General features: G+C 63.0%; 12 protein-coding genes. 8 read left to right on the forward strand and 4 right to left on the reverse strand.

Annotation, left to right across the window (positions count from 1 at the left end; all coding sequences use genetic code 11):
- Positions 1-53: 53 nt before the first annotated feature.
- Positions 54-719 (forward strand): SDR family oxidoreductase, encoded by a 666-nt coding sequence (locus M2332_RS01620; RefSeq protein WP_264572696.1) that lies wholly within the window; start codon positions 54-56, stop codon positions 717-719.
- Positions 720-789: 70 nt separating this feature from the next.
- Here M2332_RS01620 and M2332_RS01625 read toward each other — a convergent pair whose 3' ends face one another.
- The gene (locus tag M2332_RS01625) at positions 790-1,953 is read right to left on the reverse strand and encodes a Yip1 family protein (protein WP_264572697.1); all 1,164 of its coding nucleotides are present in this window, start codon (positions 1,951-1,953) and stop codon (positions 790-792) included.
- Positions 1,954-2,139: 186 nt separating this feature from the next.
- Between M2332_RS01625 and dnaE the strand changes: the two genes are divergently transcribed.
- Positions 2,140-5,676: a DNA polymerase III subunit alpha gene (dnaE, locus tag M2332_RS01630; RefSeq protein ID WP_264572698.1), complete on the forward strand. Its 3,537-nt coding sequence runs from the start codon at positions 2,140-2,142 to the stop codon at positions 5,674-5,676.
- Positions 5,677-5,870: 194 nt separating this feature from the next.
- Positions 5,871-6,473 (forward strand): PEPxxWA-CTERM sorting domain-containing protein, encoded by a 603-nt coding sequence (locus M2332_RS01635; RefSeq protein ID WP_264572699.1) that lies wholly within the window; start codon positions 5,871-5,873, stop codon positions 6,471-6,473.
- A 26-nt stretch (positions 6,474-6,499) separates the two neighbouring features.
- Here the strand turns inward: M2332_RS01635 and M2332_RS01640 are convergent, their stop codons facing one another.
- On the reverse strand, positions 6,500-7,579 hold the full coding sequence (locus M2332_RS01640) for a PA0069 family radical SAM protein (RefSeq protein WP_264572700.1): 1,080 nt from the start codon (positions 7,577-7,579) through the stop codon (positions 6,500-6,502).
- 107 nt (positions 7,580-7,686) lie between these two features.
- On the opposite strand from M2332_RS01640, the gene M2332_RS01645 reads away from it, so the two are divergent.
- The 3 genes from M2332_RS01645 to rmuC all read left to right on the forward strand — a co-directional run bounded on the left by M2332_RS01645 (position 7,687) and on the right by rmuC (position 11,022).
- Entirely contained in the window at positions 7,687-8,199 is a 513-nt protein-coding gene (locus M2332_RS01645; protein WP_264572701.1) for a YbjN domain-containing protein, read from the forward strand.
- A 426-nt stretch (positions 8,200-8,625) separates the two neighbouring features.
- Positions 8,626-9,498: a beta-1,6-N-acetylglucosaminyltransferase gene (locus M2332_RS01650; RefSeq protein WP_264572702.1), complete on the forward strand. Its 873-nt coding sequence runs from the start codon at positions 8,626-8,628 to the stop codon at positions 9,496-9,498.
- 99 nt (positions 9,499-9,597) lie between these two features.
- Positions 9,598-11,022 carry a DNA recombination protein RmuC gene (rmuC, locus tag M2332_RS01655; RefSeq protein WP_264572703.1) on the forward strand — a complete coding sequence of 475 codons (1,425 nt, stop codon included), beginning with the start codon at positions 9,598-9,600 and terminating at the stop codon, positions 11,020-11,022.
- On the opposite strand, the gene M2332_RS01660 is transcribed toward rmuC, so the two are convergent.
- Positions 11,019-11,711 (reverse strand): HAD family hydrolase, encoded by a 693-nt coding sequence (locus tag M2332_RS01660; RefSeq protein ID WP_264572704.1) that lies wholly within the window; start codon positions 11,709-11,711, stop codon positions 11,019-11,021. The two genes, rmuC and M2332_RS01660, sit on opposite strands and share 4 nt — an antisense overlap.
- A gap of 112 nt (positions 11,712-11,823) precedes the next feature.
- On the opposite strand from M2332_RS01660, the gene M2332_RS01665 reads away from it, so the two are divergent.
- Positions 11,824-13,116, forward strand: a complete 1,293-nt coding sequence (locus M2332_RS01665) for an amidohydrolase (RefSeq protein WP_264572705.1) — start codon at positions 11,824-11,826, stop codon at positions 13,114-13,116.
- Between the two features lie 92 nt (positions 13,117-13,208).
- Positions 13,209-13,742, forward strand: coding sequence for a TPM domain-containing protein (locus M2332_RS01670; protein ID WP_264572706.1), 534 nt, complete (start codon positions 13,209-13,211; stop codon positions 13,740-13,742).
- 41 nt (positions 13,743-13,783) lie between these two features.
- On the opposite strand, the gene M2332_RS01675 is transcribed toward M2332_RS01670, so the two are convergent.
- Entirely contained in the window at positions 13,784-14,164 is a 381-nt protein-coding gene (locus M2332_RS01675) for a hypothetical protein (RefSeq protein WP_264572707.1), read from the reverse strand.
- Positions 14,165-14,361: the final 197 nt, after the last annotated feature.

Genomic DNA, 14,361 nt, shown 5'->3' on the forward strand with positions numbered 1-14,361 from the left:
CGATTTGTGCCGGCGCGCCATGGTGGCCGACGGCACGCGACAGGAGACGACTCATGGCAACCATCGTGATCGCCGGCGCCAATCGGGGCATCGGCCTGAAACTGGCCCGGCAATATGCGCAGGACGGGCATGATGTGATCCGGGCCATGCGTGGTGAAGACAGAGCCGACCCCATCTTCGGCACCACCATGGCGCTGGATGTGGCGGATGCGCAATCGGTCAGCAAGTTTGCGGCGGCGCTGGACGGCAGGCCGGTCGACCTGCTGCTTGCCAATGCCGGAGTGATCGGCCCCGAGCGTCAGAGCAGCACGGACATGGACTTCGATGGCTTCCTGCGCACGCTCGATGTGAACGTGCTCGGCCCGCTGCGGGTGATCCAGGCACTGCTGCCCAATTTGCGCAGGGCGGCTCATCCCCGCGTGGCGGTGACCTCCAGCCGCATGGGGTCGATGGCCGCGCCGCAGTCGGGCCATCTCGCCTATCGTGCCTCCAAGGCGGCGGTCAACAAGGTCGTCCAGTGCCTCGCCGCCGATCTGGCAGGCGAGGGGATTGCGGTGGCCTCCCTCCACCCCGGCTGGGTGCGCACCGATATGGGTGGCCCCGGCGCGGACATCGACGTCGAGACCAGCGCGGCGGGGCTGCGGCAGGTGCTCGATGGCCTGAGCATGGCGAACACGGGCCGCTTCTGGGCCTATGATGGCGAAGTGCTGGACTGGTAATCGCCGACGCTTTCAGCCTCGCGCCTGAACCGCTCAGGCGCAGCCTATTTTTGAACGGATCGGCGCCTGATTAGCGCCCCAGGCCTTTCAGCTTGGCCATGTCGATGGCAGCGACGGCGGCCTTCAATTCGTCGATGCTGCCCGCGTCGCCCTCTGCCTCGACCATGAAGCGCTTGTCGACCGTGGTTGCGAACGATCCGTTGCCGGCGCCGCGGTCCCACCGCTCGATGACCATATTGTCGTCCACCGTCGTGGTGCGCTCGTAGCTGTCGCCATCCTCACGGTTGGATTCAACGCCCATGGCGCTCGCCATGCCGGCAATCGCACCCATCACAGCCATGTCGGAGACCTTGAGAGTGAAGCGCTTGCCACCTGCCTCATAGCTTGCCTCGGCCTGGCTGGTGGGGCCGGCCTTGACGCTGCTGATCGCCGTGCGCTGATAGGCGCCGATGCTGGCGGGCAGGAGCGCCTGCAATTGCGCTGGAGCGACGGCTTCACGGGTCTGCGCGGCTTCCATGTCGCGCGCTGCCTGCTCGATCTTGCCGGTATCGATGTTGCCGACGCCGGGCAGGACGATCGTCGCGTCATCCTCCGTCGTCACCGTGCCGCCGCCCAGGCTGCCCGAGGGCGAGAAGCCGAAGGTGCGGCCCACCGTGGCGGTGATCGCGCCGATGACGATATAGATCACCAGCACGCACAGCACCGTCACGATCGTGTAGGTCAGCGCCTTCTCGGGCGGCACTTTCATCAGCGGCGCCGCACCGACATAGAAGAGATAGAAAGAATAGAGGCCGAGAATTCCAAGGAAGCTGAGTGACGGCACGATACTGAAGATGCCGGCTAGCCAACTGGCCGTCATCGAATAGGCGACGAGCTTGAAGGCGTTGCGAGAACTGCCGACGCCGCCGAATTTGGGCGCGAGCTTGTTGGCGATGAAGCTGATGAGGAACAGGCTAACCAGCGCAAGAATGAAGCTCGTCACCGCCATGGAGAGGCCGCCCATCAGCGAGGGGCGATAGCTGAAGCCGAACGCGCCGAAGCCGAAGAGCTGGCCGCCGACGAAGGCCGCGATCGGGCTGATCGCCGCCAGTGGCAGGGCGTAGTTGGTGAAGATGTCACCGCTCGGCGTCGTCTCCGCCGCAATCACCGGCCATTCCGCCTTGGGCTTGAGGATGATCGCTTTCGCGCGTTCCATGAGTGATGGCGCCGTGCCACCCGTCGGTTCGATGTCCATAATCCCGTCCCCTGTGTCTGCGACTCATTGAACCATCTTGGGTCCGGGGCGCAAGTCCTTGCAAGATCCCGCGTTCATAGCGATTTCTGGGATGGGCACCCGATGGCGGCGCCAGTGGTGCAAAGCCTGTGGGTAACTTGCGCGCGGCCCTTTCCAGATGGACGCCAAAGCCCCATAACAGCGGTCATGCCGCACCAGCCCTATGTTCCGCTCCGTAACCTGTCGGCCTACACCCTGCTGGAAGGCGCGATTGCGCCCAAGCAGCTTGCCGCGCGGGCCAAGGAGATGGGCTTTCCTGCCGCGGCGCTGACCGATCGGAACGGCCTCTATGCGGCCATGGCCTTCTCGGATGCGGCGGCGAAGGCCGGCGTGCAGCCGATCATCGGCACCACGCTCGCGGTGGCGCGCCCGGGCCGGCCGGACAATGCGCCGGTGCAGATCGACTGGCTGGTCCTGCTGGCGCAGGATGACGTGGGCTATGGTAATCTCTGTGCGCTGGCGAGCCGCGCCCATGTCGAGCGGCCGGAAATGGAAGAGGCGCATGTCTCCTTCGAGGCGCTGGAGCGCCATGCCGATGGGCTCATCTGCCTGACGGCCAGCGGCGAAGGCGCACTCGCCCGGTTGCTGGCGGAAGGCCTGCCGGAGGAAGCCGGTCGCTATTTGGGCCGGCTTTCCGCCCTCTTCGGTGATCGCCTCTATATCGAGCTGTCCCGCACCGACGATGCGATCATGGCGGCGGCGGAAGACGCGCTGATCGACCTCGCATACGCGCGCAATCTGCCGCTCGTGGCCACCAATCCCGCCTGTTATGGCGATGCCGGCTTCCATCCGGCCCATGACGTGCTGCTCTGCATTGCCAACAGCAGCTATGTGGAGAGCGACGACCGCCCGAAAAGCTCGCCGCAAAGCTGGATGAAGCCTGCCGATGCGATGCAGCAATTGTTCGCTGATCTGCCGGAGGCCATCGCCAACACCCTCGTCGTGGCGCAGCGCTGTGCGGTGATGGCGCCCAAGCGCAAGCCAATCCTGCCCAGCCTTGCCGGCGACCGCGACGGTGAGGAGGCGCAGTTGCGCGTCGATGCGACGGCGGGTCTCGTCGGGCGCCTGCGCAAGATCCACCAGCACACGCATGGCGAAGCCGCGGCCGAGCTTGATGAAGCCGCGCTGCGGGAGAGCTATCCGGATTATTTCACCCGGCTCGATTTCGAGCTGGATATCATCATCCAGATGGGCTTTCCCGGCTACTTCCTGATCGTGGCCGACTTCATCAAATGGGCCAAGGCGCAGGATATTCCGGTGGGGCCGGGGCGTGGTTCGGGCGCTGGCTCGGTCGTCGCCTGGGCGCTGACGATCACCGATCTCGATCCGCTGGCCCTGGGCTTGCTGTTCGAGCGCTTCCTCAATCCCGAGCGCGTCTCGATGCCGGACTTCGACATCGACTTCTGCGAAACCCGGCGTGGTGAAGTCATTCGCTATGTGCAGGGCAAATATGGCCATGATCAGGTCGCGCAGATCATCACCTTCGGTACATTGAAGGCGCGCGCAGCGCTCAAGGATACCGGCCGCGTGCTGCAGATGGGCTATAATCAGGTCGATCGGCTGGCCAAGCTGGTTCCCAATCACCCCACCGACCCATGGACGCTAGAGCGAACGATGAACGGCTCCGCCGAGTTCGTCGCCGAATATAAGGCGGACGGGCAGATCAAGCGGCTGGTCGATCAGGCGATGATGCTGGAAGGCCTGCCGCGCAACAGCTCCACCCACGCCGCCGGCGTGGTGATCGGCGACCGTCCGTTGTCGGAGCTGATCCCGCTCTACCGTGATCCCAAGTCCGACATGCCGGTGACCCAATTCGACATGAAATATGTCGAGAGCGCCGGGCTGGTGAAGTTCGACTTTCTGGGCCTCAAGACCCTCTCGGTGCTGCAACGCGCGGTCAAGCTGCTCGCCAAGCGCGGTGTTAGCGTCGATCTGGAAGGGCTGAGCTGGGACGACGCGAAGGTCTACGATCTGCTCAAGCGGGGCGACACGGTCGGCGTGTTCCAGCTGGAATCCGAGGGCATGCGCAAGACGCTCGCCGCCGTGAAGCCGACCAATTTCGGCGACATCATCGCGCTCGTCTCGCTCTACCGGCCCGGCCCGATGGACAATATCCCGCTCTTCGGCCGCCGCAAGAATGGCGAGGAGGCGATTGAATATCCGCACGATTTGCTCGAGCCGATTCTGAACGAGACCTACGGCATTTTCGTCTATCAGGAGCAGGTGATGCAGGCCGCGCAGATCCTTGCCGGTTACTCGCTCGGCGGCGCCGACCTGCTGCGCCGCGCCATGGGCAAGAAGGTGAAGGCGGAGATGGACGCGCAACGCGCGACGTTCGTCGAAGGCTGCAAGGCGCACAACCAGATCGACAAGAAGAAGGCCAACGAGCTGTTCGACTTGATCGACAAGTTCGCCGGCTATGGCTTCAACAAGAGCCACGCGGCCGCCTACGCGTTGCTCGCCTATCAGACCGCGTGGCTCAAGGCGCATTATCCGGCCGAATTCTACGCCGCCTCCATGGCCTTCGATATCCACCAGACGGACAAGCTGACCGTGTTCGTGGATGATATGCGCCGCATGGGGCTGACTTGCCTGCCGCCGGACATCAACGTCAGCGAGGCCGATTTCTCGGTGGAACCGGACCCGGAGGACGCCAGCCGCCATGCGGTGCGCTATGCGCTGGGCGGCCTCAAGGGCGTGGGCGAGAAGGCGATGGAAACGCTGGTCGAGGAGCGGGTCCGAGGCGGCGCGTTTCGCGATCTCGATGATCTGGCCGGGCGGATCGAGCCGCGCCTGCTCAATCGCCGGCAGCTTGAGAGTCTCGCAGCGGCCGGCGCCTTCGACAGCCTGGGGCTGGACCGGGCAGTGGTCCATGCCGCGGCCGAGGCGCTGCTCGCAGTTGCCGCCAAAGCCGCCGAGCAGCGCGAGAGCGGGCAGGGCGGCTTGTTCGGTGGGGAGGATGTTTCCCATGCGGATGTGCCGCTGCCGGATGTGAAATGGGCCGCCGTCGAGCGCATGGCGCAGGAGAAGGAGGCTTTCGGCTTCTATTTCTCGGCGCACCCCGTGGACCGCTATCGCATCCTCGCGCGCGGCAAGGGCGTGCGCAGCTATGCGGAGCTGTGCGGCCAGTCGGATGGCATTGGCGGCGGCGACCGAACCGGCGCGATGATGGCGGGGCTGATCGAGGATATACGCTGGCGCGAGACCAAGCGCGGCGCCCGCTATGCTTCGGCGACCTTCTCGGATTCGAGCGGGCAGTTCCAGGCCAGTTGCTTCGATGAGGAAAGCTGCAAGCTGCTCGCAACCCTGCACGAGAGCAACGAGTGCGCCCTGCTGACCGTGGAGCTGGATCGCCAGCCCGGTGAGGAGACCCCGCGCGTCACCGTGCGCAACGTTCAGTCTTTCGCGCGCCTCGCGGGCACGGCGCGAATGCGGATGGTCATTTCCGTCGAGGAGCCCGGCGCTATTCCTTCGCTCCGGCAGATGCTTGGCGAACGGCGCGGGGCACGATCGACGGTGGAGCTGGACGCGGCGCTGCCCGATGGCGGGCGGGCGCGGGTCATCCTCGGCGAGGATTTCCAGCTCGATGCAGAGCTTGGCGAGCGGGTCGAAACGGTGCGCGGTGTGACCAAGGTGGTGCTCGCTCAGCACGGGCCACAGCTGGCGCTGGTCGCCTCCCGCTAAACCGTGCCTGACGCGCGATGTGTTGCACTGCACCGCGCCGGAGCGCGAGCCGAGGCGGCTTTCCTCGCCTCGTGAGCACAATTGAACGCAGCGCTATTGTGCGTTTGCGAAATGTTAACCATCGCAGCGGCGGGGGTGCCATCCCGTTCCATCGGGTGGCGCCGGGGGTGACTCTTAGGACTTGGGAGTTACCGATGAAAACTATGTACAAACTGCCGCTTGTCACAGCGGCGCTGATGGCCGGAGCCGCCTTGGCGGCACCATCACAGGCCGCAATCATCAGCTTCGATGGTCTCTCCGGATCGGGTGATCCATTCACCAGCTATACGCAGGACGGGTTTACCTTCGCCAATGTGCTGGGGTCTTCCGTGGTCGATACCGGCTCGGGCAATAGCGCGCCCAGCGTCGGCTTTGGCGGCGGGACGGCGCTCAGCCTGTTCGATCTGACGGCGGGCGGCGCGAGCTTCACGCTGGACAGCTTCGATCTGGCGACCGTGGACAGCAACCTGCTCTACAGCGTGACCGGCTTTTCGGGTCAGATGCCGGTATTCAGCCTGCTCTCGACCTTCTCCGGGGATTTCTCCACGATCGCCGGCGCCAGCAATCTGGTTGACCGGGTCGTCTTCGGCTTCGTTGTCGGTGGCGCTTCGGCGAACATCGACAATATTGCCGTAAACGGAACCAACGCTCCGCCGGTGCCCGAGCCTGCTGTCTGGGCCATGCTGGTCATCGGCTTCGGCGCGGTTGGCTACACGTTGCGGGGTCGCAAGGCGACGATGCGCGTGTCCTTCAACTGATCTGACATAGCCGAAGGGCGGTCTGTTCATCGCAGCATGCTGAACAGATCGCCCTGATCGGACGGCGGCACGAACAGATCGTGCCGCAGCGCAAGGCGGCCCTTGCCAAGGCCATGGCGTGCCTGAGCGACGCGGAAGCGCGTGCCGATCAACTCCGCATAAGCCCCGGACCCACGCATGCGCGTGCCGAAATTGGGATCATTGTCGCGCCCGCCCCGCATCGACTGAATGAGGCTCATCACCTTGGCGGCCCGGTCCGGATAATGTGCCTCGAGCCAGTCCCGGAATAACGGCGCGACCTCGGAGGGCAGTCGCACCGGAATGAACGAGACCGATTGCGCGCCCGCCTCTGCGGCCGCCGCGACAAGCGCCTCGATCTCATGATCGTTGATGGCCGGGATCATCGGTGACAGGCTGGCATGGGTCGGCACTCCCGCCTGGGAGAGCCCGCGGATCGCCGCGAGCCGACTGGCCGGCGAGGGCGCGCGCGGCTCCAGCTTGCGGTGCAGCCCGGCATCCAGCGTGGTGAGCGAAATCGCCACCGCGACCAGCCCCTGCGCTGCCATCGGCCCCAGCAGATCGAGATCCCGCAGCACCCGGTTGGATTTGGTAGTGATCATCAGCGGATGGCGGCAGTCCGCCAGCACCTCGATGCAGGCCCGCGTGATGCGATACCGCCCCTCGATGGGCTGATAGGGGTCGGTGTTCGTCCCCATCGCAATGGTCTTCACCACATATGCGCGCCTGGCGAGTTCCTGCCGCAGCAGCCTGGCCGCGTCCGGCTTGGCGAACAACCGGCTCTCGAAGTCCAGCCCCGGCGAGAGATCGAACCGGGCATGGCTCGGCCGCGCAAAGCAATAAATGCACCCATGCTCGCAGCCCCGATAGGCATTCACCGATTGCTCAAAGCCAATGTCAGGGGAATTGTTGCGGGTGATGATCGTGCGCGCCTGCTCCAGCGTCACGGTGGTGCGCAGGGGGGGCGGCTGATCCTCCTCGTCCGCCAGTCGCGCATCCAGCCAGTCGCCATCCACCTCGCGCGCGGGCAAATGAAAACGGCTCGATACCTCGTTGGCCGAGGCGCCGCGGCCCTTGATCGCAGTCATGCGTCAATAGAACATATAGAGAACGCAACCGCAATAGGCTTTGCGGTGTGGCGATGTCGGCTTCATCGCGATAAGGCCGTGGCAGTAACGGGAAAATGGGGACGACGATGAAGACGACCGCTTGGATTTCGGCTGCAGCATGTGCGCTTGTGATGATGGCGGCGACCGCTCATGCGGCCGATGAGGAACCGTGCGGCAAGGGGCTCGTCTGCGCGAATGCGCCCGAGACGGTGGTGAAGGCGATCCAGGACGCGGGTTACAAGGCCAGCCTGAGCAAGAGTGAGTCCACCGGCAACCCGATGATCACCAGCGCGGCAAGCGGCTACAACTTCAACATCTATTTCTACGAATGCGAGGATGGCAAGGACTGCGCCTCACTCCACTTCTCCACCAGCTTCGTGGACGACGGCAAGAACACGCCAGAGCTCGCCAATTTGTGGAACCGCAAGAACCGGTTCAGCCAGATGGCGGTGGACGAGGATGGCTCGCTTGACCTGACCTATGACGTGACGACCTATGGCGGCCTGACCCAGCGCAATTTCGCCGATGTCGTCGACTGGTGGCAGACGATGCTCGGCGCCCTCAACAGCTTCTTCCGCGAGCAGGGCCATATCGAGTGACGGGCTTGCGCTTGTGGGGCAGGGGCAACAGGTTCTCATTTCGTTCCACTGTTCCTGTGAACTTTTCTACGTGTGTCAAAAGGTCCGAGGTCCCCATTTAGGGTGGTCGAAAGCTTGAGATCGGGCTGCCCTCAATATCCGATTCGCAGTTGCAGATTGTCGCTCCAGATCCTCTTCAGTTGGCGAGGTTGCTGGTCTTGGGCCTCGATTTTGCATTTCTTTAGGCTCGACACCAATCGAATTTAGAAAAAATAGCGTCATCCGCCGACGAGTGTGGATTGATAGAACGCAAATGTAATACTTCTGCAATATCTGAAAACTTAGCTCGTCGGCGCAACAATTTCTTTAAGAGGATTCTTCGCCCAGTGGTTGCCGCCAGATCGCGCTATGTTGATAGCATATTAATCAGCTGAAGGATCAGTAAGAATGCATGCCGTCGTCATTACCGCCTATAAGGACTTTCCCACACTAGAGCGGATGGTGCGACGCCTTGATCGCGCATTTTTCCGGGTGATCATTCACGTCGACAAGAGAAGTCGGATCAGTAATGATCAATTGGAGAGGTTGACTGCGCTTGGATGTCATTGTCAGCGTACCTATCGGGTCCGCTGGGGATCAGTTACGCATCTCTATGCTATTTTGGATCTTCTTAAGATTGCGGTGAAGTATGACGATTGTGACTATGTCCACCTTGTAAGCGGGCAAGACTATCCGATTGCGACAGTTGAGGATTTTCAGACTAAATGTGACGGGCGCATTTTTATGAAATATGAGCCGCTGGAGATCTCACCTGATCATGTCGCAGAGAGATATCGGCACTACAATATTTTCTATTTTCTGCAGGGCGGCCCACCATTTTCAGGATCACTACATAAATATCTGGATCGCCTGTTCGCATGGGGTCAAAAAAGGCTTAAAATAAGCCGCAATAAAATTATGCCTTTTGAGAAGATATTCGTTGGGACGGTCTGGATGTCCTTACCGCATTCGGCAGCACGCAAAATTGTAGAAGATAGAAAGGCTCAGGTTTTTTTGAACGGGGCGAAGAGAACCTATTTGGCTGAGGAAATATATTTTCAAACTTACTTTCTAAACAGCAGTTTTAGAACGTCGACAGTGAATAATGATCTACGCTTTACAGATTGGTCATTTCGCAACGGCAGCGTGCCCGCCTATCTGGACGAAAACGACGTGCAGGCGGCGATCGCTTCCGGCGCATTGTTCGCGCGCAAAGTCAGTTCAGACACGTCCCTAAAGTTCATGCAGCGAATAGACGAAGTGGTTTTTGGCAAGCATTGACACCCGAACCCTTTCAGCTTGCCTTAGTGCTTGCAGACAGCTATGTTCTCATTTCGTTCTTGTTTGAGGGTGGGTGTGACGGAAACGTTTCTTTTGATCATGCTTCTGGCTGCGGGGGTAGGCCTGGCTATCGGCTGGCTGATGCGCGCCCGCATGGCTGCACCGGTCGAGGCGGAGCGCAAGGCCCTTGCCGACCGACTCGCCACCCTTGAGGACATGCGCAACGCCGCGCTGCGCGACCTCGCGGTGGCGGCGAGCCGGGCGGAAGAAACGGACCTCTTGCGCGCGAAACTGGACGAGACCGATCGCGCGCGGGACGAGGCCGAACGGATGCTCGCGGCTGTGCAGGCCGATCAGAAGGCGCGGATGGAGGGCTTCGAGGCCCAAATTCGCGCGCTGAGTGAGGCGCGCGAGCAATTGTCTGCTCAGTTCAGTGAAACCGCCGGCAAGTTGCTGAACGAGGCGCAGCGCATGCTCATCGAGCGCGCCGACCAGCGATTCCATCAGGCTCATGAGAAGAGCGAGGCGAGCCTCAAGGCGCTGCTGCAGCCGGTCGAGACGACGCTGAAGCGCTATGAGGAAGGCCTAGGCAAGGTCGAAAAGGAGCGGGTGGATAGCTACGCCGCGCTGCGCGAGGCCGTCGAGCAGGTGCGGTTGGGCAGTGCAGAGGCGCGGGTGGAGACGGCCCGGCTGGTGAACGCGCTGCGTTCTAGCCCCAAGGCGCGCGGGCGCTGGGGCGAGCAGCAATTGCGCAACGTGCTGGAAATGGCGGGGCTCAGCCAGTTCGCCGATTTCCGCTCGGAAGTTTCCGTGGATACTGCCGATGGCCGGCTGCGCCCGGACGTGATCGTGCGTCTGCCCGGGGGGCGGCAACTCATCATCGACGCCAAATGCTCGCTCAACGCCTATCTGGAAGCGGTCGACGCTGTGGACGAGGTGGTGCGGGCCGGGCATCTCAAGGCCCATGCCGGCGCGATCCGCAACCACGCGCAGCAGCTTGGCGCGAAGGATTACTGGACGCGCTTCGGTGATGCGGCGGACTATGTCGTCATGTTCATCCCCGGCGAGCACTTCCTCGCGGCCGCGCTGGAGCAGGATGACGGCCTGTGGGAATGGGCCTTCGAGAAGCGTGTGCTGCTCGCCACGCCGACCAATCTGGTCGCCATCGCGCGGACCGTCGCGAGCGTCTGGCGGCAGGAGAAAATGGCCGAACAGACCCAGCAGATCGCGGCGCTCGGCAAGGAGATGTATGAGCGGCTGGCGGTTGCCGCCGGGCATCTTTCTTCGCTCGGCCGCAGCCTCAATGGCTCGGTCTCCAGCTACAATAAGTTCGTCTCCAGCTTCGAGAACCGCGTGCTGGTGACCGGCCGTCGCTTCAAGGATCTGAGCGTCGAAACCGGATCGCGGGAGATCGACGCGATCGAACCGGTCGAGGCGCTTGGGCGGTTACCGGCACCGGGCGAGAGCGCCGCTCAAGAGGCCGATGCCATGGCCGACGAGCGAGTCACAGGGCGCGCGGACTAGCGTTGTTCGACCAGGTGGCCCTCCGAAAGCGACGCCAGCACGATGTCGCGCACGGCATGCAGATCCTCGACGATGTGAGCGCATAGGCCCTGCATTTCTGATGTGGGCGCCATCAGATCCGGCACCATCACCGTCATCATGCCTGCCGCGGCTGCCGAGCGCACGCCATTGAGCGAATCCTCAAGGGCAAGGCAATCCGCCGGCGAGACGCGCAGCCGCTCTGCGGCGAGGAGATAGGGATCGGGCGCCGGTTTTCCCGCCTGATAATCGCCAAACGCCACGACATGCATGAACCGACCCGCCAATCCATGATGTGCCAGATGATGCCGGACCTGCTCATGGCCGGAGGATGTCGCGATTGCGCGGGGTAATCCCGCCGCATCGAGCACATCGAGCAACGCTTCCACGCCGGGCTTGAGCGGCAAGTCCTGCGCGACGAAAAGATCGAAATGCGCCCGCACGCGATGCCGAAAATCATCGGCCGGAAAATCGCCGCCGAAATGGTCGAGCAATTGCTGGCGCGCCGTCGGCCATGGGCATCCCAATGTGGCATTGAACAGCGCTTCGGTGATCGCATGGCCGCCCTCATCGCCGGCGGCAAACATCGCCGCGCGATAGAGCGTCTCGGTGTCGAACAGCACGCCGTCCATATCGAACACCACGGCTTTTGGGGGGCGGTCCAGCTTCATGCCTGCCTCATAGGCAGAGAGCAGGCGGGTTGGAAGCGCTGCGGTCTCACCGCCCTTCCAAGGCGCGCAAAAGCGCCTATGATCGTGACCATCAAGGGCAAAAGGAACGTCCATGTCTTTCAACGAAGCGTCGAACGAAGCCATTGCGGCCTCCCATATAGACGCGACCATCGATGCGGCGCTGCCCGAACTGCTGGAGATCTACCGCGACCTGCACGCCAACCCGGAACTGAGCTTTCAGGAAGTACGCACCGCGGCGACGCTGGCGGCGCGGATGCGGGCGCTTGGCTTTGCCGTTACCGAGCAGGTCGGGCAGACGGGCGTCGTGGCTGTGCTGGAGAACGGCCCCGGCCCGGTGGTGATGATCCGCGCCGACATGGATGCGCTTCCGCTCGAGGAAAAGACCGGTCTGCCCTACGCCTCAAGGGTCCGGGCGACGACGCGCGACGGCATCGAGAGCCCGGTGATGCACGCCTGCGGCCACGATACGCACATGACGGCCTGGACCGGCGCGGCGCAGGCGCTGATTGGGCTGCGGGCGCGATGGTCGGGGACGCTGGTGATGATCCTGCAGCCGGCCGAGGAGATCGGTCTGGGCGCCAAGGCCATGCTGGACGATGGGCTGTTCACGCGCTTCCCTAAGCCAAGCCATGTCCTTGCCTTCCATGACAGCGCGGAGCTTGCGGCCGGCACCATCGGCTACACGCCGGGCTGGATACTGGCGAATGTGGACAGTGTGGACCTCACAGTGCGCGGTCAGGGCGGTCACGGTGCCTATCCGCACAAGACCATCGACCCGATCGTGATCGCCGCGCGCATCGTCACCAGCCTGCAGACGCTGGTCAGCCGCGAGTGCGATCCGCAGGAGGCGGCCGTGGTCACGGTCGGCAGCTTCGTCGCCGGCGCCAAGCACAATGTCATACCGGATGAGGCAAAGCTGCTGATCACCGTGCGCAGCTATTCCGATGAGACGCGCGGGCGCCTGCTGGGCGGCATCGAGCGGATCGCGCGGGGCGAGGCGATGGCGGCCGGTGTGCCGGAGGACCGGATGCCGATCATGGCGGTGGAGCAGGATTACACGCCCGCCACCTACAACACGCCGCAGTTCAGCGATCATGTCGCGGGCGTGCTGCGCGCCCATTTCGGCGCCGATCGGGTCCGACAGGTGCCCTCGGTGATGGGCGGCGAAGATTTCGGCCAATATCACCGCGCCGATAACAGCATCGAGAGCATGATCTTCTGGGTCGGCGGGGTGGACCCTGACAAGGTGGCCGCTGCGCAGCGCAGCGAGATCAGCCTGCCGTCGCTCCACAGCCCGCTCTGGGCACCCGATCCCCATGCGGTGATCGGCACGGCCGCAAAGGCGCTGACGGTGGCGGCGCTGGATATTTTTGGGAAATCGTAGGCTGACTTTGCTGGGGGCGGGACGTATGTTTTTCGGTTCGATATATGTTGGTCCGAAACAGCAAAATGCGGACCTTTAGGTCAGACATCGAAATGCTGGCCAGGAAGCTCCTCCTCCCCCTGCTGATCATGTTCACTGCGGCTTGCTCTAACGCGCCGCCAGATGACCAGTCCACGACCGATGCGCCGTGTCACGCCGCTCAAACGCAGGCGGAAGTCGCACCTATCGGCCGCGTCAATGACTTCGCCAACATCATTCCAGACAAGCAAGAAGCGGCACTTTCCAAGCGTCTGGCGCGGTTTGAGGAGACCACCCGTCATCAGATGGTTGTGGTGACCGTCAAATCTCTGGGCGGGCGGGATGTTTCAGATTTCACCCGTGACCTTGCCAACGCCTGGGGGATCGGCCGCAAGGATTATAATGACGGCGTGGTTCTTCTTGTCGCGCCTCACGAGCGGCAGGTGCGGATCGCGGTTGGCTATGGGTTGGAACAAGCGTTGCCCAACTCACTTTGCAAAAAGATCATCGCCGAACGGATATTGCCGCGCTTCCGAGCGGGGCAGATGAGCATCGGGATTGACGCCGGTGTGAGCGCCCTGATTGACATTTTGACAACGCCGCGCTGAGCGGCCGGCCTCCCGCCTCGTCCGTCAAGATCACGCGCGCCTCAATAATGCGGTTTGCCATCGTCGCCGCCAAAACCGGACTGCGGCGAGAAGTTTTCCGCGTGGGCCGGGGGCGCCGGTGCGGGGGCATCCTCGGCGACCGGCTCGGGAAGCGAGACGCGAGAGGACTCCGCGTCCAGCGTCGGATTGGCATCGAAGAGGGGATCGGTCGATCCGGGCGCCTGTTCTACCACCGGCGGGGGCGGTGCCTCCGCGACCGGTTCGAACTGCGCCTGCTCCACAGACGGTTCCGGGGCCTGCCCGCCGTTCGCCGCCATCTCTGCCGCCGGGTCCGAGGGCAGGACATTGCTGATGCCCATGACAAGCACAGGGCCACCGATGATGAAGGCGAGGGCGATCAGCAGATAGATGCGGTTGGGCATGAACGGCTCCGGCTCGTCCGGTCTTCGCGGACGCGGGCATGATAAGCAGACAGCCTTAGCATCCGGTAAAAAAAGGCATCGCGCACCGGCAGTCTGCGGCGTTCAGCATATTTTTGCTATTTGACCATAAGCCGGACGGGTGTCGGATCATCTTACAATGACCTGTAAAGCGGGATGGCGGCGCTGCGGCGTGGGCG

This window comes from Sphingobium sp. B11D3A (genome assembly GCF_025961695.1).
Classification (GTDB): domain Bacteria; phylum Pseudomonadota; class Alphaproteobacteria; order Sphingomonadales; family Sphingomonadaceae; genus Sphingobium.

Excerpts from the sequence above, each read along its gene's own strand:
- M2332_RS01670 (WP_264572706.1), top strand. The coding sequence starts at position 13,209 with ATGCTGGCCAGGAAGCTCCTCCTCCCCCTGCTGATCATGTTCACTGCG.
- M2332_RS01640 (WP_264572700.1), bottom strand. The coding sequence starts at position 7,579 with ATGACTGCGATCAAGGGCCGCGGCGCCTCGGCCAACGAGGTATCGAGC.
- M2332_RS01660 (WP_264572704.1), bottom strand. The coding sequence starts at position 11,711 with ATGAAGCTGGACCGCCCCCCAAAAGCCGTGGTGTTCGATATGGACGGC.
- M2332_RS01675 (WP_264572707.1), bottom strand. The coding sequence starts at position 14,164 with ATGCCCAACCGCATCTATCTGCTGATCGCCCTCGCCTTCATCATCGGT.
- M2332_RS01625 (WP_264572697.1), bottom strand. The coding sequence starts at position 1,953 with ATGGACATCGAACCGACGGGTGGCACGGCGCCATCACTCATGGAACGC.
- M2332_RS01645 (WP_264572701.1), top strand. The coding sequence starts at position 7,687 with ATGAAGACGACCGCTTGGATTTCGGCTGCAGCATGTGCGCTTGTGATG.
- M2332_RS01665 (WP_264572705.1), top strand. The coding sequence starts at position 11,824 with ATGTCTTTCAACGAAGCGTCGAACGAAGCCATTGCGGCCTCCCATATA.
- M2332_RS01620 (WP_264572696.1), top strand. The coding sequence starts at position 54 with ATGGCAACCATCGTGATCGCCGGCGCCAATCGGGGCATCGGCCTGAAA.
- M2332_RS01635 (WP_264572699.1), top strand. The coding sequence starts at position 5,871 with ATGAAAACTATGTACAAACTGCCGCTTGTCACAGCGGCGCTGATGGCC.
- rmuC (WP_264572703.1), top strand. The coding sequence starts at position 9,598 with ATGCTTCTGGCTGCGGGGGTAGGCCTGGCTATCGGCTGGCTGATGCGC.
- M2332_RS01650 (WP_264572702.1), top strand. The coding sequence starts at position 8,626 with ATGCATGCCGTCGTCATTACCGCCTATAAGGACTTTCCCACACTAGAG.
- dnaE (WP_264572698.1), top strand. The coding sequence starts at position 2,140 with ATGCCGCACCAGCCCTATGTTCCGCTCCGTAACCTGTCGGCCTACACC.